Source organism: Acinetobacter sp. V104_13 (genome assembly GCF_031798995.1).
In the GTDB taxonomy this organism is placed as follows: Bacteria; Pseudomonadota; Gammaproteobacteria; order Pseudomonadales; family Moraxellaceae; genus Acinetobacter; species Acinetobacter pittii.
In genome coordinates, this window is record NZ_JAVQNP010000027.1 from 338,008 (window position 1) to 359,057 (window position 21,050).

22 protein-coding genes are annotated in these 21,050 nt (G+C 36.3%); 12 read left to right on the forward strand and 10 right to left on the reverse strand.

The features are described 5' to 3' along the window. Positions 1-4: 4 nt before the first annotated feature. A complete protein-coding gene (locus RMB06_RS14375; RefSeq protein WP_002121395.1) occupies positions 5-595 on the reverse strand; it encodes a YceI family protein in 591 nt (196 codons plus the stop codon). A 215-nt stretch (positions 596-810) separates the two neighbouring features. Between RMB06_RS14375 and RMB06_RS14380 the strand changes: the two genes are divergently transcribed. Next, entirely contained in the window at positions 811-1,218 is a 408-nt protein-coding gene (locus RMB06_RS14380; RefSeq protein ID WP_311080063.1) for an OsmC family protein, read from the forward strand. Positions 1,219-1,274: 56 nt separating this feature from the next. On the opposite strand, the gene tkt is transcribed toward RMB06_RS14380, so the two are convergent. Next, the gene (gene tkt / locus RMB06_RS14385; protein ID WP_005076314.1) at positions 1,275-3,263 is read right to left on the reverse strand and encodes a transketolase; all 1,989 of its coding nucleotides are present in this window, start codon (positions 3,261-3,263) and stop codon (positions 1,275-1,277) included. Between the two features lie 536 nt (positions 3,264-3,799). Here tkt and metK point away from each other — a divergent pair. Beyond that, positions 3,800-4,966, forward strand: a complete 1,167-nt coding sequence (gene metK, locus RMB06_RS14390; protein WP_005069601.1) for a methionine adenosyltransferase — start codon at positions 3,800-3,802, stop codon at positions 4,964-4,966. A gap of 128 nt (positions 4,967-5,094) precedes the next feature. On the opposite strand, the gene RMB06_RS14395 is transcribed toward metK, so the two are convergent. Next, the gene (locus RMB06_RS14395; protein WP_002121448.1) at positions 5,095-5,343 is read right to left on the reverse strand and encodes a hypothetical protein; all 249 of its coding nucleotides are present in this window, start codon (positions 5,341-5,343) and stop codon (positions 5,095-5,097) included. 259 nt (positions 5,344-5,602) lie between these two features. On the opposite strand from RMB06_RS14395, the gene RMB06_RS14400 reads away from it, so the two are divergent. Continuing rightward, positions 5,603-5,794 (forward strand): hypothetical protein, encoded by a 192-nt coding sequence (locus tag RMB06_RS14400; protein ID WP_032034812.1) that lies wholly within the window; start codon positions 5,603-5,605, stop codon positions 5,792-5,794. A 66-nt stretch (positions 5,795-5,860) separates the two neighbouring features. On the opposite strand, the gene RMB06_RS14405 is transcribed toward RMB06_RS14400, so the two are convergent. Further along, complete coding sequence (locus tag RMB06_RS14405) at positions 5,861-6,427, reverse strand: FxsA family protein (protein WP_002121432.1); 567 nt, start codon at positions 6,425-6,427, stop codon at positions 5,861-5,863. A gap of 416 nt (positions 6,428-6,843) precedes the next feature. On the opposite strand from RMB06_RS14405, the gene blaOXA reads away from it, so the two are divergent. Next, positions 6,844-7,665 carry an OXA-213 family carbapenem-hydrolyzing class D beta-lactamase gene (gene blaOXA / locus RMB06_RS14410; protein ID WP_311080066.1) on the forward strand — a complete coding sequence of 274 codons (822 nt, stop codon included), beginning with the start codon at positions 6,844-6,846 and terminating at the stop codon, positions 7,663-7,665. A gap of 80 nt (positions 7,666-7,745) precedes the next feature. Here the strand turns inward: blaOXA and RMB06_RS14415 are convergent, their stop codons facing one another. Further along, positions 7,746-8,291, reverse strand: coding sequence for a GNAT family N-acetyltransferase (locus tag RMB06_RS14415; RefSeq protein ID WP_057070717.1), 546 nt, complete (start codon positions 8,289-8,291; stop codon positions 7,746-7,748). Continuing rightward, complete coding sequence (locus RMB06_RS14420) at positions 8,288-8,881, reverse strand: XRE family transcriptional regulator (protein WP_311080068.1); 594 nt, start codon at positions 8,879-8,881, stop codon at positions 8,288-8,290. The genes RMB06_RS14415 and RMB06_RS14420 overlap by 4 nt, the downstream gene beginning before the upstream one ends. A 196-nt stretch (positions 8,882-9,077) precedes the next feature. Between RMB06_RS14420 and ruvC the strand changes: the two genes are divergently transcribed. Beyond that, the gene (ruvC, locus tag RMB06_RS14425) at positions 9,078-9,623 is read left to right on the forward strand and encodes a crossover junction endodeoxyribonuclease RuvC (RefSeq protein ID WP_002121356.1); all 546 of its coding nucleotides are present in this window, start codon (positions 9,078-9,080) and stop codon (positions 9,621-9,623) included. A gap of 4 nt (positions 9,624-9,627) precedes the next feature. Here the strand turns inward: ruvC and RMB06_RS14430 are convergent, their stop codons facing one another. Then, positions 9,628-11,088 carry an NAD(P)H-hydrate dehydratase gene (locus RMB06_RS14430; protein WP_311080070.1) on the reverse strand — a complete coding sequence of 487 codons (1,461 nt, stop codon included), beginning with the start codon at positions 11,086-11,088 and terminating at the stop codon, positions 9,628-9,630. A gap of 26 nt (positions 11,089-11,114) precedes the next feature. On the opposite strand from RMB06_RS14430, the gene queG reads away from it, so the two are divergent. Beyond that, on the forward strand, positions 11,115-12,215 hold the full coding sequence (queG, locus tag RMB06_RS14435) for a tRNA epoxyqueuosine(34) reductase QueG (RefSeq protein ID WP_033850158.1): 1,101 nt from the start codon (positions 11,115-11,117) through the stop codon (positions 12,213-12,215). Positions 12,216-12,302: 87 nt separating this feature from the next. Continuing rightward, a complete protein-coding gene (gene bioB, locus RMB06_RS14440) occupies positions 12,303-13,292 on the forward strand; it encodes a biotin synthase BioB (protein ID WP_005069622.1) in 990 nt (329 codons plus the stop codon). A 48-nt stretch (positions 13,293-13,340) separates the two neighbouring features. Here the strand turns inward: bioB and RMB06_RS14445 are convergent, their stop codons facing one another. Together RMB06_RS14445 and RMB06_RS14450 are read right to left on the reverse strand one after the other, a co-directional pair. Further along, positions 13,341-13,553 (reverse strand): hypothetical protein, encoded by a 213-nt coding sequence (locus RMB06_RS14445; protein WP_014206557.1) that lies wholly within the window; start codon positions 13,551-13,553, stop codon positions 13,341-13,343. Positions 13,554-13,616: 63 nt separating this feature from the next. Then, positions 13,617-13,967: a hypothetical protein gene (locus tag RMB06_RS14450; protein ID WP_017386793.1), complete on the reverse strand. Its 351-nt coding sequence runs from the start codon at positions 13,965-13,967 to the stop codon at positions 13,617-13,619. A gap of 409 nt (positions 13,968-14,376) precedes the next feature. Here RMB06_RS14450 and RMB06_RS14455 point away from each other — a divergent pair, with 409 nt between their 5' ends. The 5 genes from RMB06_RS14455 (at position 14,377) to RMB06_RS14475 (ending at position 20,117) form a co-directional block, all read left to right on the forward strand. After that, positions 14,377-14,949: a fimbrial protein gene (locus RMB06_RS14455; RefSeq protein WP_014206555.1), complete on the forward strand. Its 573-nt coding sequence runs from the start codon at positions 14,377-14,379 to the stop codon at positions 14,947-14,949. Positions 14,950-15,022: 73 nt separating this feature from the next. After that, complete coding sequence (locus RMB06_RS14460) at positions 15,023-15,766, forward strand: fimbria/pilus periplasmic chaperone (RefSeq protein ID WP_311080076.1); 744 nt, start codon at positions 15,023-15,025, stop codon at positions 15,764-15,766. Between the two features lie 139 nt (positions 15,767-15,905). Next, positions 15,906-18,362, forward strand: coding sequence for a fimbria/pilus outer membrane usher protein (locus RMB06_RS14465; protein ID WP_311080721.1), 2,457 nt, complete (start codon positions 15,906-15,908; stop codon positions 18,360-18,362). Beyond that, the gene (locus tag RMB06_RS14470) at positions 18,359-19,378 is read left to right on the forward strand and encodes a fimbrial protein (RefSeq protein ID WP_199996833.1); all 1,020 of its coding nucleotides are present in this window, start codon (positions 18,359-18,361) and stop codon (positions 19,376-19,378) included. Before RMB06_RS14465 ends, RMB06_RS14470 begins: the two co-directional genes overlap by 4 nt. A gap of 559 nt (positions 19,379-19,937) precedes the next feature. Beyond that, positions 19,938-20,117 carry a hypothetical protein gene (locus tag RMB06_RS14475; protein WP_057070710.1) on the forward strand — a complete coding sequence of 60 codons (180 nt, stop codon included), beginning with the start codon at positions 19,938-19,940 and terminating at the stop codon, positions 20,115-20,117. Positions 20,118-20,171: 54 nt separating this feature from the next. Here the strand turns inward: RMB06_RS14475 and RMB06_RS14480 are convergent, their stop codons facing one another. Beyond that, positions 20,172-21,023 carry a LysR family transcriptional regulator gene (locus RMB06_RS14480; protein WP_311080723.1) on the reverse strand — a complete coding sequence of 284 codons (852 nt, stop codon included), beginning with the start codon at positions 21,021-21,023 and terminating at the stop codon, positions 20,172-20,174. Between the last annotated feature and the right edge of the window lie 27 nt (positions 21,024-21,050).

Consider the following 21,050-nt stretch of genomic DNA (forward strand, 5'->3'; position numbering starts at 1 on the left):
TAGCTTATTTTTTAGCTGCATTAGCAGCAGTTGCTTCAGTGGTAATATTTACAGTGATCTTATCACCAACATTAGGCACATAACTTCCTAAACCAAAGTCAGAACGCTTGAATGAAGTTGTCGCATTAAAACCAATTGCTGGAACTTTAGCCATTGGATGCTCGCCTTGCTTGTTTAAAACAGCGTCAAGTACAACTGGCTTAGTTACGCCTTTAACAGTTAAGTCACCAGTAATTTTAAAGTGCTTTTTATCTTTGGTTTCAACTTTAGTACTTTTAAACGTAATATTTGGATATTTAGCAGCATTAAACCAAGCTTCTTCTTGGAACTCTTTATCTAAAGCAGGTACGTTTGTATTTACACTGCTTAAAGGAATAGTCACATTTACAGATGAGTTTGCTGGTTTAGCATTATCAACTTTAATTACACCTTGGATATCCGAGAAGTTAGCGCTTGGAGTAGAGAAACCAAAGTGATTCCATGAGAAAACAGTAGCTGTATGTGTTGGATCAATTTTGTAGTCTACTGGTGCAGCTAAAGTAACTGAACTAGCTAATGCTACTGCCAAACCGAAGCTTAATGTTTTAAGATGCATTTTTCGTATCCTTTATTGATATAGTCGTTAGTGTATACATCAAGTAATTTAATTCACTATTCTTTATAAAACGATATGTTTCATCCATGCAACAATAAAAGCGTTACAGTTGTTATTCAAAAACTATATTATAAAGTAGCGGTACTGTCATACCGTGTTCGAATTCTAGAATTTTATTTTTACTTCAAATTTATTGATTCATAATAAGGTAAAATATGGCTAATACTGCTCAAGCACAAAGCACTTCTACTCCATATCAGGTAACTCTCACCGATCCTTCAGGTCATCAATGGTTTGCAGATGAACCAACTGATAAAGGTGGCCTAGATACTGCTCCAAACCCCGTTCAGATTTTATTATCTGCTTTAGGAGCTTGTACTACCATTACTTTAGAAATGTATGCGAATCTTAAAGGAATTAAGCTAGATCATGTTCAAGTGGATTTAGCATTAAATCCAAATGGCGAACCTGAGAAAGGTCAAAATAATATTGAACGGAAAATCACACTCAAAGGCGAGTTTACTGAAGACCAACACAAGCGTTTATTAAAAGTTGCCGAGAACTGCCCTATTCATAAGTTATTAACCTCTCAGATTAGTATCCAAACAGAACTTAGCATTTAAAATTTTAAATAAAAAAAGCGCACCACTAGGAGCGCTTTTTTACACTACTTTAATATTTAAGCAGTTAATTCTTTTACTGCTGCAACAACAGCTTCAGTCGTAATACCAAAGAATTGGAACAAATCTTTTGCTGGTGCAGACTCACCATAAGTTGTCATACCAATTACTTTGCCATCAAGACCAACAAACTTCCACCAGTAGTCAACATGAGCTGCTTCAACTGCCACACGTGCACGAATATGAGCTGGTAATACTGCTTCTCTATATGCAGCATCTTGCTTCATAAATTCTTCCGCGCATGGCATAGAAACTACACGTACACCTTCAAGTTGTGCATAAGCTTCCATTGCTAAAGAAATTTCAGAACCAGTTGCAATAATAATTGCTTTTAATTCGCCTTTTTCTTGAGCAAGTACATAACCACCTTTAGCAGCGTTTTGAATTTGCTCTTCAGAACGCGTTTGGAATGGTAAGTTTTGACGAGAGAAAATAAGTGCTGTAGGACCGTCTTTGCGTTCTAAAGCAGATTTCCAAGCAATTGCAGTTTCTACAGTATCTGCAGGACGCCATGTATTTAGGTTCGGTGTACCACGCAATGAAGCAATTTGTTCAATCGGTTGGTGAGTTGGACCATCTTCACCTAGACCAATTGAGTCATGTGTATAAACATGAATTACACGTTGTTTCATTAATGCAGACATACGTACTGCATTACGTGCATATTCCATAAACATTAAGAATGTTGCAACGTAAGGAACGAAACCACCATGCAATGCAACGCCATTAGCGATCGCAGTCATACCAAATTCACGTACGCCATAGTAGACATAGTTACCTGCTGGGTTTTCTTGAACACCTTGGCAACCTTTCCAAAGTGTTAAGTTAGAACCTGCTAAGTCAGCAGAACCACCTAATAATTCAGGTAATAAAGGACCAAATGCTTGTAATGTATTTTGGCTTGCTTTACGAGTTGCAATTGTCTCGCCTTTCGCATTTGTTTCACGAATGAAAGCATCTGCTTGTGCTGCAAATTCTGCTGGTAAATCACCACTAATACGACGAAGTAACTCAGCCGCTTCAGTTGGATATTTTGCTTGATATTGTGCAAATACCGCATTCCAAGCTGCTTCAGACTCACTACCTTTTGCTTTTGCATCCCATGCAGCATATACGTCAGCAGGAATAACAAATGCTTCTTCGTTCCAGCCTAATGCTTCACGAGTTAAAGTAATTTCATCTTTACCTAATGGCGCACCATGACAGTCTTCTTTACCCTGCTTATTTGGTGAACCTAAACCAATAATCGTTTTACACATAATGATTGTTGGTTTCTGAGTTTCAGCTTTTGCTTCGATTGTCGCTTGACGAATCGCATCAGCATCATGACCATCTACACGAAGAACTTGCCAACCATAAGCTTTGAAACGCTCTTCTGTATCGTCGCTGAACCAACCTTCTACTTCACCATCAATTGAAATGCCATTATCATCATAATAAGCAATCAATTTACCAAGTTGTAATGTGCCAGCTAAAGAACATACTTCGTGAGAAATGCCTTCCATTAAACAGCCATCACCTAAGAAACAGTAAGTGAAATGGTCAACAACTTTTAAATCATCTTTATTAAATTGAGCAGCCAATGTTTTTTCTGCTAAAGCAAAACCAACAGCATTAGCAATACCTTGACCTAAAGGACCAGTTGTCGTCTCTACACCCGGTGCATAGCCATATTCAGGATGACCAGGAGTTCTAGAATGCAATTGACGGAACTGTTTTAAATCTTCAATTGAAAGATCATAACCTGTTAAATGAAGCAAAGCGTATTGCAACATTGAGCCATGGCCATTTGATAAAACGAAACGGTCACGGTTTGCCCATTGTGGATTTGTTGGGTTGTGATTTAAAAACTCACGCCAGACGACGTCAGCAATATCTGCCATCCCCATTGGAGCACCTGGATGCCCTGAGTTTGCTTGTTGCACAGCATCCATTGCCAATACACGAATTGCATTTGCAATACGACGTTCGTTTAAAGGGGTCGTCATAGATCAGAATCCAATTTTAATAGATTGATGAAAAGAAGAAGATGAATAACCATTCAATGCCGCTATATTGTCTTAAAAAAAAGGCTTAGGGTAAACCCCAACACGGTATATTTCTTTATTTTTAACCGTTTCTTGGTTACACAAAAAACATTTGAATCTTTAAGTTATATAAAACAGTGTTTATTTTTCTGCACAATGACTAAATGTAAGAGCATTTATCTGGTTAGCTTTTGATATATCGATAAAATTTTTAGCCAATCCTGTATGCGTTGATCATGTTTCTTTACTTTAAAATTCAAATTCTGATATTTAAGATTTTTATTAAGTTATATGTTTAAAAAACACACTACCAACAAGTTGTTAAAATATAAATACTTTAAATTAAAGCTTTCTATATCAATTTTACTAATACACTTATCAATTAAAACACACTATAAATGAAATAAATTCATGCTTTTTAGTCAGTATGAACTGGTCCTCAAGCTCAAGTCGATGTAACATATTATGTCTTTTGAAATAACCAAGATAGGACTTTCATGCGCGAGTACGCTGTTTTTACCTCGGAATCTGTAAGCGAAGGTCATCCCGATAAAATGGCCGACCAAATTAGCGACGCTATTTTGGATGCAATCTTAAAAGAAGACCCATACGCACGTGTTGCTTGTGAAACACTGGTAAAAACAGGCGCTGTTGTACTTGCTGGTGAAGTAACAACGACTGCTAATATTGATGTTGAAGCTGTTGTTCGTAATACTGTTAACGGTATTGGTTATCACCACTCTGATCTTGGCTTTGATGGATCAACGTGTGCTGTAATCAATATGATTGGTAAACAATCACCTGAAATTGCTCAAGGTGTAGACCGTCAAAAACCAGAAGATCAAGGTGCTGGTGACCAAGGCCTAATGTTCGGTTATGCAAGCCGTGAAACAGACGTGCTTATGCCTGCGCCGATTTCTTATGCTCACCGCTTAATGGAGCGTCAAGCTGAACTTCGTCGTTCAGGTGCCCTTCCATGGTTACGCCCAGATGCAAAGAGCCAAGTTACTTTTGCCTATGAAAATGGCAAGCCTGTACGTCTAGATGCTGTTGTTTTATCTACTCAGCACGATCCTGAAATTTCTCAAAGCCAGCTTAAAGAAGCAGTTATTGAAGAAATTATCAAACCGATCATCCCTGCTGAAATGTTCCATGCAGCTACTAAGTTCCACATTAACCCAACAGGTATGTTCGTTATTGGCGGCCCTGTAGGTGACTGTGGTTTAACGGGTCGTAAAATTATTGTTGATACATACGGCGGTATGGCTCGTCACGGCGGTGGTGCTTTCTCTGGTAAAGATCCATCTAAAGTTGACCGTTCTGCTGCTTATGCTGGTCGTTATGTTGCAAAAAATATTGTAGCCGCTGGTCTTGCTGACAAATGTGAAATTCAAGTGAGTTACGCAATTGGTGTAGCAGAACCTACTTCGATTTCAATTAATACCTTTGGTACAGCAAAAGTTTCTGATGAGTTGATTATTCAACTTGTACGTGATCATTTCGATTTAAGACCGTTTGGTATTACTCGTATGTTGGATCTTCTTCAACCAATGTACAAACAAACCGCGGCTTATGGTCATTTTGGTCGCGAAGGTTCTGACTCTGCATTTACTTGGGAAAAAACTGATAAAGTTGATGCCCTTAAAGATGCTGCTGGCCTCTAAAATAAAATCGTAAAAAAGCCCGCCATTGAGCGGGCTTTTTTATTTATAGTTCAAATTTTATGGTATGTAGGGTTTAATCTTCTAGCAATCATCCTTGACGCCATATCATTTGTAGTTGTAATCAAAATCTATTGTCTTGTCGTTTTATCATCCTGATTTAATACATCCAGTAAAGTTGACTGCGTTGGAGTATCTTGATGGTTCTGGATATAAATATGGACAACTTTAAATACAACGACAACAGCTAGACAAGCCATCACACAAAACATCCATAAGCCATACGGGCTTCGAATATGTTGTGAACCACAATATGGACATGATTTATCAGTTGATGCCACAACTTTGTCGCAACACGCACAATGGTATTGATATAGCATAGGTAACCCTCCTTCCCTCATTTCAACCGTTGTTGTTTTAATAGGTTTGCTACATTTTTTAATTTATACATCCTTTATATTTATCCTATGTGAAATGAATAGATAATTCAATCTGGATGAACAATTGAGTCAATTAAAAAATATTAATTAAAAACATATATATAAGTTAAATATTATTTTTATAGGACTATTTTTCTTATTTTGATATTTTGCCAAATTTGTTAAAATAAGCGAATAATCTCACATTTTAGGCAAATGCATGTCACATACAAAGCTCATTAATAAAGGTGGCTTTCGCGAACGAGCCAACCGAAGCCGAGGTTATCAACAATCTGAGAATAAGCAAACAGCCTTAGCTTCAAACAAATACCAACCTCAAACAAAACCACAAGAAAGCCCAACTGAAGTGGCTCAAACAGATTCTGTTGTGACTGAACATCTAACTAAATAATTTATATTTTCTTAAAATAAAAAAGGCCTAAACTTTAGAGGTTTAGGCCTTTAGATAAGGTATTTATTAATCCTTATTTTTATGTTCAATTTTCTTGTGATCTGGAGTGACTTCTCGCGCTTCTCCGTCAATAATGCTTGAATCACGGTATTGACCTTGGCTACCACCACCTTGTTGATTCTGCATATCTTGCATTTGGCGCATTAGATCAGCAAATGGATTTTGCCCACCCATATTACCGCCCATACCACCCATCATTTTATCCATCATAGCTTGTTGGCGTTTTGCAAGAGTTCTCATGGCTATATTACGGAAAGCAGTTTGAACACCAGGGATCAAAATTAAAACCGCTAACACATCAGAAACAAGGCCTGGCAACATTAATAAGAAACCTGCAAAAGCATAAGCAAGTTTTTTAGTTACTGTTGGGTCATTACCGAGTTGGCCAGTCATCTGCATTTGCTGTAATTGAGGCATAATACCAGCAGTACTTCTGCGAATAAGCCCCAAACCAATAAAGAAAGCAAGAATGAACCAAAAGAACACATACCATCCACTGATGAACTGTGCTACGCCAATCCATACGGCAATTTCAACAATCGCGCCCAGAACTACAATAAGAAGTAAATTCATGTAAAACTTTATCTATCTCAAAAAGAAAATTCATTGCAGTTTATTTGCCCCAACCCTATCGAAACAGCCAGAGTCTGCAATACTAGAGTACATTTGATTTTAACTCGATAAAAACAAACATGCTTTATTATTAATGAGTGCTGTATCAAGTTTATCAAGTGCGACTTCAATTAGATTTTAATTTTTTTACTCTAGTTAAACGAAAAGTCCTTCAAGAAAGCAGTTTTTTAGTCTAGTTGAAAACTTAGGTTCTTAGAAAAATTGGATATATTCCTTTATTTATATAGTTGTTTTATAAAATTTTAAAAAGTAGTGCATAGATATAGAATTTCCTAAATCACTTACATTTTCTCTATCTAAAAGTACCTCTATTCAAGTTAAATTAAAGAATAATTCTTTTAAACCCACATAAACTCATGACTAAAAAAGCTCTTTTCTTTGCCATTGGTACGATGTTTTTGTCGGCATGTTCTTTTAATACCGTACAACAACATCAAATACAGTCAATTTCTACCAATAAAAACTCAGAGAAAATTAAATCATTGTTTGAACAAGCACAAACTGAAGGTGTTTTAGTTATAAAACGTGGGCAAACAGAGGAAATCTATGGCAATGATCTTAAAAGATCATCAACCGAATATGTTCCCGCCTCTACCTTTAAAATGTTAAATGCTTTGATAGGACTTGAGCATCATAAAGCAACACCAACTGAAGTGTTTAAATGGGATGGGCAAAAGCGTTTGTTTCCTGATTGGGAAAAGGACATGACTCTAGGCGATGCGATGAAAGCTTCTGCTATTCCAGTTTATCAGGAACTAGCTCGACGAATTGGCCTTGATCTTATGTCTAAAGAGGTAAAACGCATTGGTTTCGGTAATGCTGATATTGGTTCAAAAGTAGATGATTTTTGGCTTGTTGGTCCACTTAAAATTACACCTCAACAAGAAGCCCAGTTTGCTTATGAACTAGCCCATAAAACTCTTCCTTTTAGCAAGAATGTGCAAGAACAAGTTCAATCTATGCTGTTCATAGAAGAAAAAAATGGACGGAAAATTTATGCCAAAAGTGGTTGGGGATGGGATGTGGAGCCTCAAGTGGGCTGGTTAACAGGCTGGGTCGTTCAACCTCAAGGAAAAATTGTAGCGTTCTCACTCAATTTAGAAATGAAAAAAGGCATACCTAGTTCTATTCGAAAAGAAATTGCTTATAAGGGATTAGAACAACTCGGTATTTTATAGTTTAGACTCTTTAGCCGGGTTCATATTTCACATTATAAACCAGGCTATTGCTTAAACTTGAAATTTGAAAACCTTATTATTTATCCGTCAACTGGCGTATGCGGTGTATTTAAATTTAACTGATAAAAAGCAGCATCTAACCATTGGCCAAACTTAAAACCGACTTGCTTAAAAGTACCTGCATGAATAAAGCCCATTTTTTCATGCAAACCTATACTTGCTTGGTTGGTTGCATCAATACAGCCTATCAATACATGTAAGTCTGCCTCTTGAGCACGCTTAATCAATTCTTGCATTAAAATTTTGCTTAATCCGCTACCACGATGTTCATGATGAATATAAATACTATGTTCGACCGTATATTTGTAGGCAGGAAAAGCTCTGAACGTTCCCCAACTTGCAAAACCTAATAACTTGTTTGTCTCATCTACAATACCAATGACAGGAAAACCATTTTCTCTTTTAACCCCGAACCAGTTTTTCATTGACTCTTCAGAGCGCGGCAAATAGTCATACAAAGCGGTAGAATTGATAATTGCTTCATTCAAAATATCTAATATAGCCTTTGCATGTGTAGCTTCATGACAATCGATTAAATGTAAATTTGGATTAAGATTTTTAATCATGAAGATTCCTTAAGAATAGAGATGAGCTCATTACATACAACTAAAATATATCGAGCAGCTTTAGAAGAAGGATTGCTATATATGATCGGTTGATCTAATTGCATCGCCAAACAATCACCCTTTTGTAAAGCATAAAAGTTTTCACCCAGTTGAATATCAATTTGCCCCTCTATCACCCAAATTTGCTGTAATATAACTTTGGAATTCGCACTTGTTTCATAAGTAACTCGTGACTGAGCTGGAAATTCAATTTCAACGATTTGAAATGGAGATTTCCAATTTGGAGGCGAAACTTGACGGCGAATATATCCCGTTTCCGGGTCTTTCCATTCTGCTTGTTGAGTACGCCGTACCATAGGTTGAGGCGATTGAGTATTCGGGGGGGAATCAAATAGCTGAGTCAAAGGCACCCCTAAACCATTTGCTAGCTTTTCAAGAACAACAGCTGTAGGGCTCGCTTCTCCTCTTTCAATGAGTGAAATTGCAGAACGGCTTACCTGACATCGACTAGCGAGAATATCTAGGGTATATCCACGCGCTAGACGTATTTCACGCACTTGCTGCGCAATGCGGATATTAATATCTTCCATCCACCGATAAACTTTAATTCCAAAATTATAGATAAGTATTCCACTAAAATAGAATTACATCAAATGATTTTAAAGATATAAATTGGTTCGATAAAACCGAAAAATAACCATTCATCGCAGCATTCTTTAAATTACGCATGCAGAACCTTTTTGGCTATGTAACAATACTCTCTAAACTATTTATATAAGTCTTCACATGGCATTGATTATTGGTATTGACCCGGGTTCACGCTTAACAGGTTATGGAATCATTGAAAAAGATGGTAGTAAACTACGTTTTGTTGATGCCGGTACAATCCGAACAGAAACTCAAGAAATGCCAGAACGCTTAAAACGTATTTTTGCTGGCGTTGAGCGAATTGTGAAATTCCATGGTCCAACTGAAGCTGCGGTTGAGCAAGTCTTTATGGCTCAAAACCCAGACTCTGCCTTAAAATTAGGACAAGCCCGTGGTGCTGCCATAGCAGCATTAGTTAATTTAGATTTACAAGTTGCAGAATATACTGCTCGTCAAATTAAACAGTCTGTGGTTGGTTATGGCGCTGCCGATAAAGAACAAGTCCAAATGATGGTGATGCGTTTACTTAATTTGACGATTAAACCTCAATCCGACGCAGCCGATGCCCTTGCTGCTGCCATTTGCCATGCTCATGCATCGGGAAGCATGAGTAAACTTTCTGTTTTAAATGCCTTAGGTGGTATGGCACGTGGGCGAAGTCGTTCTAGCAGTCGTAGACGTTAAAAATTTATTGATTTACAACCTGACTAATGGCTTGATTCATTTGGTAAGCCTGTAAACCACGCATACCTTGTTTTGCAAGTTCATCACCTGCTTGAGCATGCAGAGTCACTATCTCATGTAATGCAATACCTTTGTGGAACTGAGCTTTTAAGCTCGCAATCATTCCTGCTAACACATCTCCCATTCCACCGGTTCCCATACCAGCATTACCTTGCGTACAGATATACAAATTATCTTCTAAAATTAAGCTACCCGCTCCTTTAAGCACCCAATGGCCTGCATATTTTTGTTGTAAGGCATAAATTGCAGCAATTCGGTCATTTTCAATTTGCGCTGTAGAGCAACTAAGTAAAGTAGCGGCTTCACCAGGATGAGGTGTGGCATAAATATGTGTATTTAACTTTTCAGGCTGTTTAGCCAGAAACCATAAAGCATCTGCATCTAAAACAACTTCTAGGCGTGTACTCTGATTTAACAAATTAAACCATTGTTGGTAAATCTGCTTTGCCCAATCGTCACGGCCTAATCCCATTCCAAAGCAGACTGCATCGACCTGAGATAGAATCTCTTTAATATTGTTTTCATCTAAAGCATTAATATCACGAAGCATAATATTAGGTGCCCGCGACAAAATGGCCTGATGGTGGTTGCGATGACAAACCACTGTCACTTTGCCTGCACCCGCATGAAAGGCAGCTTCAGCAGCCATAATAACTGCACCGCCCATTTGCTCATGTCCACCCACCACTAAAACATGCCCATAACTTCCCTTATGGCCAAATGCCATACGCTGAGGAAGTTTAATGTTTGTGGGTGACAAATAAGCTAAGGGTTTCAACTCGTTGTCTATAGGAATTAGACTAACTAAACAAACTTGTCCCGCATATTCTTTTCCTTGTCCTGTAAACAATCCTGCTTTAAGGCCTAAAACAGTAAAGGTATGATCAGCTCTCACTGCACAAGGTAAGACTTGTCCTGTATTTGCTTGTAATCCACTCGGTATATCAACTGAAATTTTTAGACCAGATTGTTCATTAAATTGTTGAATAGCCTGTTGCCAATTAGTATTTAATTCACGATTTAAGCCTATGCCAAATAAAGCATCAATATGACAATCAAATGTTCTTTTAATCTCAAAATTTGAATGAATTGGGACTTTTATTTCTCTAGCAAATTGCGCTGCATAATGTAAATCGGCTGACTCACCGAATTGAGCTGCAAAGATTTCAACCTGAAATCCAGCTTGCTTCAGATAACTTGCTATAAAGTAACCATCACCTGCGTTATTGCCTTGCCCGCACCAAACAGCAATATTCTTGATAGGCCGATCTTTAAAAAGCTCAATAAGTTGCTGGGCAATTGACCAAGCCGCTTGTTGCATTAAACCTAATGGGGAGTTTTGCGCAGCAAACCAGCGCCGCTCCCATGCTCGAATATCATCGCTATGGTAAACTACCGCCTGCATATTATTATCCTCTTGCATTTTGGTTTATGACATCTTCCGACACATCACGCATTGCAGTGCAACAAATTGATCCACATGAATTAAAAGCATGGATCAAAGCTCAAGCATTAGACTTGGGTTTTGCTGATTGTGTCATCGCAAAACCAGATGCTCAAGAGCAAATGCCACGTTTTTTAGAGTATCTTGAACGTGGTTATCATGCAGATATGACTTATTTAGAAGAAAATCTAGAAAAACGAGCTGATCCAACACTATTAGTGCCTGGCACAAAAAGTATTATTTGTGTCCGCATGAATTATCTTGTGGAATCGCCAAAACCACGATATGTACCTTTAGAGCCTAATTCTGCCATTATCGCCCGCTATGCACGTGGCCGTGATTACCATAAAGTCATGCGTGGTAGATTGAAAACCCTAGCAACACGAATTCGTGAAAAAGTTGGTGACTTTGAATCTCGTCCTTTTGCAGATTCGGCACCTATTTTTGAAAAATCATTAGCTGAAAGTGCTGGAATGGGTTGGACGGGTAAACATACTTTGCTCATTCATAAAAAGTCAGGTTCTTTTTTCGTATTAGGTGAGCTATTTACGTCACTCGATTTACCTTTCGACGAGCCTGCAACAGCACATTGTGGTTCTTGTAGCGCTTGTATTGATATTTGCCCGACGCAAGCAATTGTCGAGCCTTATATGTTAGATGCAAGACGTTGTATTGCCTATTTAACAATCGAATATAAAGGAATTATTGCTGAAGAATTACGTGCAGGTATTGGAAACCGAATATTTGGTTGTGATGACTGCCAGTTAATTTGTCCTTGGAATAGCTTTGCCAAAACAGCATCTATTTCTGATTTTAATCCTAGACATGGGTTAGATAATATTAGTCTGCTTGATATCTGGCAGTGGGATGAAGCCACTTTTTTAGCCAATACGGAAGGTAGCCCTATCCGCCGGACAGGTTATCAATCATTTAAACGTAATATTGCAATCGGATTAGGAAATGCTCCTTATTCAAAAGAAATTGTAGATCACCTACAAAATGGCAAAAATTTACATGACGAAATCGTCAATGTGCATATTGATTGGGCAATTGAACAGCAACTTAATCAACTTCAGCTATCAAATTAAAAAAATGATGTTTTTTGCCCTATAGCTTTAATACGAATTCTGTATGATTATGTATAGTGAATTAATGCCATCATCATGGATATGACAATGACTCTACGTAATGATTGGAATCGTGAAGAAATCCAAGCTTTATATGAACAACCTTTTTTGGATTTAGTTTTCAAGGCTCAGCAAGTACATCGTGAGCACTTCACTGCCAATTCAATTCAGGTCAGTACCCTTTTATCTATTAAAACGGGTAAATGTCCTGAAGATTGTAAATACTGCTCACAATCGGCACATTACGAATCAAAACTAGAAGCAGAAAAACGTATTGCTGTTGAAAAAGTGATTAGTGAAGCGAAAGCTGCAAAAGATTCAGGTTCTTCACGTTTTTGCATGGGTGCTGCTTGGCGTAACCCACATGAGCGCGATATGCCTTATGTTTTAGAAATGGTACGTGAAGTTAAAGCATTAGGTATGGAAACCTGTATGACTTTAGGGATGCTTAACCAATCTCAAGCAGAACGCCTAAAAGTTGCTGGTTTAGATTACTACAACCACAATTTAGATACATCTCGTGAGTATTATTCTCACATCATTAGTACTCGTACTTTTGATGACCGTTTAAATACCCTTGATTATGTTCGTCAAGCTGGTATGAAAGTTTGTAGTGGCGGTATTGTGGGTTTAGGCGAAAGTCGTGAAGACCGAATTGGTTTATTACATGAACTAGCTACCCTACCAATTCATCCTGAATCTGTGCCAATCAATATGCTTGTTCCTATTGAAGGAACACCTTTAGCTGATGTTGAAAAGCTTGATGTTATTGAGTGGATTCGTACTATTGCTGTGGCGCGTATTATCATGCCGCATAGTTATATCCGTCTCTCTGCTGGCCGAGAATCATTAAGTGATTCAGACCAAGCATTAGCATTTATGGCGGGTGCAAACTCATTATTCTCTGGTGATAAACTACTAACCACACCAAATGCCGGTGAAGGTAAAGACCAAGCTTTATTTAATAAACTAGGTTTAACAGCTGAAAAACCAAAGCCAACAGTTGCTGATTTATCAGTAGATGCAATGAGTGCTTAACTCAAATTAGAAAATTTAAAAGCCCTGATTATTCAGGGCTTTTTTCATTTATATAGAAGTTACTAATATTCCGTAAGTAGCATTCAGAAAGGTTCCGACTCGAATAATATCTTTTCCTGCTGCATGTGTTACTGTGAATTCTTGGTTCAACACATCAAAATTAAAAGAATCAAAAACATCTTGATGGTGTAAAAGCCAAGTCACTGTATCTGCTACATTTTCATCCGCAATATAAGTTAAGGCCTTGAAGTCTTTACTCATAAATAACTCTTAAAAATAAATTTTATGAATTTTATATGAGTTCACTCTACCTTAAAAGAAAATCTAAGCTGCTTTAGGATTTACTAACGAATGACCTGACAATAGACTTGCCAAGGCTTGAGGTGTAAATTCTAAAGAAAGTACATGATTTTTGAGATTGACTGAATGCTTGCTAATTAATGGAAGTAAGCCATCTTCTGTTTCAAAGACATATTCATCTGCAATATTTAAGATACCTTCAAGGTTTGTCGTACTTGAAGCAAGATCATGGCTAAAGATGTCATAAATCGTTTGCAAGTTAAATGTTGTTTGCTGCTCCGTCGGATGCTTGATGAGATAATCCTTTAAAAATAAAACTAATTTATGAGCAAAGAAAAAGTAATTAGGTTTATAGCTATACTTCATAGTATTCATGGAACTGAACTCCAGATTATCTTTTATTGAATTACAACTAAAACAGTAGGAATTGAATCTTAAAAAATTCTTAAAAAATTAAATATATTTATAAGATATACACAAAATAATTTTATTTTTAAAAAACAATAACTTAATCAAATATATTAGATATTTATTATCTTAAATATTTTAAAATTACATTAATTCAATACAATACAATCACTTAGATATTACTAATTTTTAAATTCTATTTTAAATAAAAACTAATTAATTATTTTACCAAATGATAAAAAATAAATTTTTTAATTTTTCTTAATAAAAACAATTGATCAAAATATATATAAATATAATGTTTTTCTTGTTTTTTGATTGAAAAGTGATATATTTCCTTCGCCTTACTTAATCAGAATAAACTTACTGAAAAGTAATGGATTTTATTTTAAAAAGCTATTCTGGGGATTTTATGAAAAAATTTATTTTTGTGGCGGCAGTTTCTCTCTTAAATATAGCAAATGCACAAGCAGCAGATGGCACAATTACTATTAATGGTCTTGTCACGGATAATACTTGTACTATTGATACTGGAGATAAAAATTTAACAATCAATTTGCCTACTGTTTCATCTCAAACCTTAAAAAATGCTGGTGATGTAGCTGGTCGTACACCTTTTCAAATTAATTTAACGAACTGTACCGCTGCAGGTAAAGTCGCAACTTATTTTGAACCAGGCGCAACCGTTGACTTTAATACGGGTCGTTTATTAAACCAAGCAACTTCTGGTGCAGCAACAAATGTAAATATTCAATTACTTGGCAGTAATAATGCTGTAATTCCTGTACTTGCTACAAGCACAAATGAAACTCAAACGAATTCACAATGGGTAAATGTTTCAGCAGGCGGTAGTGCTGATCTTAACTATTATGCTGAATATTATGCTACAGGTGCTTCTACTGCTGGTACGGTAACATCGCAAGTAAAATACACGATCATTTATCAATAAACTTAAAATTGAAGCTTCTATTCATGAATAGAAGCTATCTCCTTCCTATTATTTGTTATTGAGAATATGACTGATGCTTTTTCGTGGTCGTAAATTTTTTTGGGGATTAGTTTGTCTGCAAGTAGCGCTCACTACTACAGGTCATGCTGAGATTGTTTTACATGGTACTCGTGTCATTTATCCTTCAAATGCCCGTGAGATCACATTACAACTGAGTAATAACGGCACGGCTCCGTCTCTTGTTCAAGCATGGATCGATGATGGAAATGCAAAGTCAACACCAGATGAAACAAATGTACCTTTCATTATTACTCCACCAATTTCACGAGTAGAGGCAACTAAGGGACAAACCTTAAGAATTACAGCGTTGCCTACTACATATCAACTAAGCCAACAACAAGAATCAATTTTTTGGCTTAATGTTTTAGATATACCTCCTAAACCTGAAGGGAGAACTCAACAAGGTCAAACCACAACAACCTCTAACAATTTTTTGCAACTCGCTGTTCGTTCGCGAATTAAATTTTTTTACCGCCCTATAGATCTAAAAGAAAATATTGATCAACTAAGTGACAAAGTCGAGTGGAAAATAAATGATCAATATCTAATGATAAAAAATCCGACACCTTTTTTTCTTACTATCACCTCCATTTTTCAAGGAAGTGAAAGCCATAAAACAGACTTATTGCAACAAGGCTTAATGATTGCCCCTTTTTCAGAGGATAAAATTAAACTAAAAAATAAAAACTTAGCAGATATGAGCTTTGTGTATATCAATGATTACGGTGGACGAGTTGAGCACCCAATAAAATTCTAACCTCATTGTATTACTTAAAAAAATTTAAAACCTATCATGAATAGGCTCTAGAACTATGTCTAAATGGTTTATACCTTATATATGTTTAAAAAGCCCCTTTACTTGGTATGTCGTCTCAAGTATTACGCTATTCATGCCTGTGGCTATATATGCTGAAAATAATACTGATGTTCCACATTTTACGAAGGCTGAATTTGATAGCAATTTCTTAGTGGGTAATGCACAAAAAATTGATATAGCTCGCTTCAAATACGGCAACCCGATCTTATCTGGTGAATATAGCTTAGATGTTTATCTTAATGGTCAATGGCTGGGTAAACGGCGTATGCGATTTACTGCCTCAGCTCCTAACGCAAATGCTGAAACATGTTTTACAGAAGCCACGTTACTTGAATATGGCGTAAAAGCTAATGTTCTAAGTCAACATGACTCTACTTCGTCTCTTTCATGTAAAGCTCTCGCTTCATGGATAGATAGTGCTTTTTATGTATTTGATAGTTCCCGTTTAAGAATTGATATTTCGCTCCCGCAAGTCGTCTTAGAAAAAAATGCGCAAGGTTACATCGATCCGCATTTGTGGGATCGCGGTATTAATGCAGCTTTTTTAAGCTATAACGCCACAGCATATCGAATAGTCAATGAACAACATGAAAATCGTTATGCTTTTATGGGAGCCAATATTGGAACAAATTTAGCAAGTTGGCAGTTTCGCCATAATGGACAATGGAAATGGCAAAGCCAATCTAATTCTCAATCTAATAATTCTTCTTATACCTCGACAAATACATATATACAAAAGGCATTTCCAGATATCCACGGTGTTGTGACTTTAGGAGATTATTTTACTAATAGCGATTTTATTGACTCTTTGCCCTATCGTGGAATGAATATTTCAAGTGATGACCGAATGCTTCCAAATAGTATGCTCAGTTATGCTCCAAGAGTTCGAGGTTATGCCAAAACCAATGCAAAAGTCGAAGTTAGACAACAAGGTAATTTAATTTACCAAACCACAGTCCCACCAGGAAACTTTGAAATTAATGATCTCTATCCCACAGGATTTGGAGGTGAGTTACAAGTTTCAGTACTTGAATCTAATGGAATAGTTCAAAAATATTCTATTCCATATGCTTCTGTAATTGAAATGCTACGTCCTCAAATGAGCCGATATTCATTCACTTTAGGACAATTTCGAGACCCAAACATTAATTTAACTCCATGGCTAATACAGGGTAAATATCAACGCGGAATCAATAATTACCTTACAACTTATAGCGCAATTCAAGGAACGCAGCAGTATTTCTCTGTATTGTTAGGTACAGCTTTTTCAACGCCTATTGGCGCTATTTCTTTTGATGCAAATCAGTCAAATGCCAGTTTTTCCCATTCAACTAAAAAGACAGGGCAAAGTTATCGTTTAAGTTACAATAAGTTATTTGCTCCAACGCATACTAACCTAACACTAGCAACTTATCGTTATTCAACACAAAACTATCTCAAACTGCGTGACGCAATTTTAATTCAAGACTTACAAGAGCAAAATATTGATAGTTTTTCGGTAGGTAAGCAAAAAAGTGAATTCCAGATTAATTTAAATCAAGCTCTTCCAAACCAATGGGGAAATTTCTATTTAGTAGGTTCGTGGACAAACTATTGGAACCAGTCTACTACTAATAAGCAATTCCAATTAGGCTATAGCAACCAATTTAAAGATTTAACTTATAGTTTCTCTGCAATTAATAGTGAAACTATTGAAGCTGGCGGGCGAGCTAACCAAGATACTCAATACCTCATTTCTCTATCCTTTCCCTTAGATTTTAAGAAAAGCTCTTTAAATTTTAATAGTCTTATAAGTGAAGATAGCCAAATTCTGAGTTTTAGCGGTTTTACAGGAAACCAGTTGAATTACGGCGCATCAATTTCCAGTCAAAACCATGGTCAAACGAATCTAAATATCAATGGCAACTATAAGACAAACTACACAACATTAGGTGCTTCATTTAGTTACGCTGACTCATATCAACAAGAAATGCTTAACTTGAGTGGCAATATCGTTGCTCACCCCCAAGGAATTCTGTTTGGTCCAGATCAAGCTCAAACAATGGTTTTAGTTTATGCACCAGATGCAAAAGGAGCACAAGTCGGTAATACACCAGGTCTCAGCATAAACAAAAATGGATATGCGGTTATCCCCTATGTTACGCCTTACCATATGAATGACATTAGCCTTGATCCGCAAAACATGTCCACACAGGTTGAACTAGCTGAAAGTAGCTTACGTATTGCTCCCTATGCAGGCTCAATCACTAAAGTTCAATTCTCAACAAAAAAAGGTTATGCACTTTTTATCAGCCCAACAACTTTAGATGGCTCACATTTGCCTTTTGCCGCACAGGTATATAACCAAAATAACGAAGTAATAGGTATTGTTGCGCAAGGCAGCCGTATTTATTTACGAACCCCCTTAACCCATGACCGTTTATATGTGAAATGGGGAGAAAGGAGTACTGAAAAATGCGAACTTGAATACGATATCACGGATCAAATAAAGCATAACAATCAATCAATTATTATGACAAAGGCAGTCTGTAAATGAATAAGATTTTAAAAAAAATTGGATTTTTGGCAGTGAGTCTATTTGCTTATAGCCATACAAATGCAAATTGTAATTTAAGTAAGGGATTTACCACCGTCGATATCCCGATGAACATTGGTAAAATCGTCGTAAAACCGACTGACCCTATAGGGACTATCTTACAAAGGAATACTTTTACAATTTCTCCCAATAATTCCACTGCAACATGTAGTCGTGCTAGTGATCAAATTATTGCGGCTCTCCCCTTAAATTATCCAGTTAGCCCAATAGGTAATAATGTATATGCAACCAATATTCCCGGTATTGGTATTCGTCTTTATCGTGAAGCAGCAGATGCTTCAGATTTTTCTGGGTATTATCCATATAGACGTACTTTAACCCCAAATACTGCATATACCCTTTCACCAGGATATTTTGTTATGGAAGTTATTAAAACGTCCATGACCACAGGTTCAGGAGCATTAGTAGCAGGACGTTACAGCACCTATTATGTATCAGGTCAACAAAACAGACCATTTTTAACTACTACAGTATTAAGTAATGCTCCTATTCTGATCGCGTCTTCATCGTGTGAAATTCAAAATGGTGTAGATATACCTATTCAACTCCCGACTGTTACAAAGTCAGGTTTTAAAGCGATTGGTTCAACACAAGGCGAGCAGAGTTTTAATCTATCGATTTTATGTAACGGCGGTGAAAACAACTCGGGTATAGCAACAAGTAACACCATCAGCTTAAGTTTTGACTATAATTCTGATCCCAAAAATAATCAGGTCATTAATAATAGTGCAGCAAACTCAACCAAAGCCAATGGTGTGGGTGTAGAACTATTATGGAATATGAATGGTACCAATAACCCAATTCAAAAAACAATAAAACAAAATATAGGCATAGTCAGCTCTAATCAGACTATAGAGTACGACATCCCCTTAACTGCTCGTTACTATCAAACAGCGGCTTATGTAAGCGCGGGCGAGGTTACGGCAACAGCAACTGTAACTATTCAATATGATTAATTTATCTCTTAAAATTTATTAAAAAATAATTAAGCTTAGCTCAGCTAAATAATCTTAAAATTTAACGTTTCAGAAATTTTGTAGTTATATTAAAAAGTCACATAAAAAAATGCTCATAAGCAAAAATAGCAAATGAGCATTAGTGATAACCACTTAACCTGAAATACAAATTGTGGGAAATAGATCACAATTTGCATAACTATAATTCCAAAATTTAGCTTAAAAATCAAGTCTTTTTTTTAACAAAAATTTAAATAACCACAGTAAGCTATTGTTTTATATTATTTAAAAAATTAAATTTATTTTTTACATTCCTATTTTATAGTGTTTCTAAAGAATTATCATTCTATTAATTAATAAAAACTTAATTTTAAGAAAAAAGAAAGAAATCGATATACATGACCTAAAAATAATTTATTTTATTTTTCAAAAGCTTAATAAAAAACGAATTTTATAAAACTATAAAGAATTACATAATCTATAATAAAAAAAACATAAATAAATTTAGAAATCCCCTTCAATTACAAACAATATTCTTAGGCTTTTATCAGAACGTAACATGCTCATTTTTTGGAAAATATTATGTATTGTTTTACTAAGTCTAGGAGCTATAAGTATAGGTTACGCGATCAGTAAAATTGATCTTTTTCTTTTCCTCATAGGACTACTTTTACTAATATCTTTTATTTTAGCTTTAAAACAGGCACGTGAAGATGCAGGCTTTTTTTCTGATAACTAGATGAAAACCACTTTGATATAATTATCTATATTCACCTTGTTTATTAAAGAAAATTTATATTTTGAAAGGCTCGAAGCAGCTTACTAGAAAATCCATTACTGCACGTATTGCAGGGCTATGCCGTAAATCTTCGTGTGTGACTAACCATATTTCAGCACTCATCGGATAATCATCTTGTAATCTGACCAAATTACTAAGAGCTCCTAAAAAATCTGGTAAGACCGCTAAACCAATTTCCCCACATGCAGCTCTCCACTGTAACTCGGGATTATTAGTAACCATTATAGGTTCTTTATGATTTAACCTTTCTTTTAACTTTTGCTGTTTTTGACCATGCACTCCCCCCACTTCTACACTAATCCAATCATAATTTTCAGGATCTGTTGAAGCTAAATAATTTGGACCTGCATATATTCCAAAAGGTATTTCACCTACTTTTCGAGCAACTAAATTTTCATCTTTGGGACGTCCAAATCGTACCGCAATATCAGCCTCACTATGCTGTAAAGAAACATAATGAACATCACCGAGCACCCGTAATTTTAATTGCGGATAATGGCGATAAAATTTACACAAATGGGGCATGATGAGATGTGCAGCAGTTAAAGGGGGCATACTAATAGAAACACTTCCCATTACTTCTTGCTGACCTGCTTGTGTTAAACGTTCAATAGAAAAAGTTTCTTCCATCATACGAGCAACTACTTGTGCAAGACGTTCCCCATCAGGAGTCAGAATGTATGTCCGTGGCCTACGATCAACTAATTTAAGTTTTAAATTTTGTTCTAGCTGGGCAATTCTTCTAGACACGGTTGCATGGTCTACTCCCAATTTTCTGGCAGCAGCGGAAAGAGACTTTTCTTCGGTAAAAACTGAAAAGTAATGCAAATTTTCCCAATCAATCATTGTGCAAATTTTCACATTAGAAGTGTA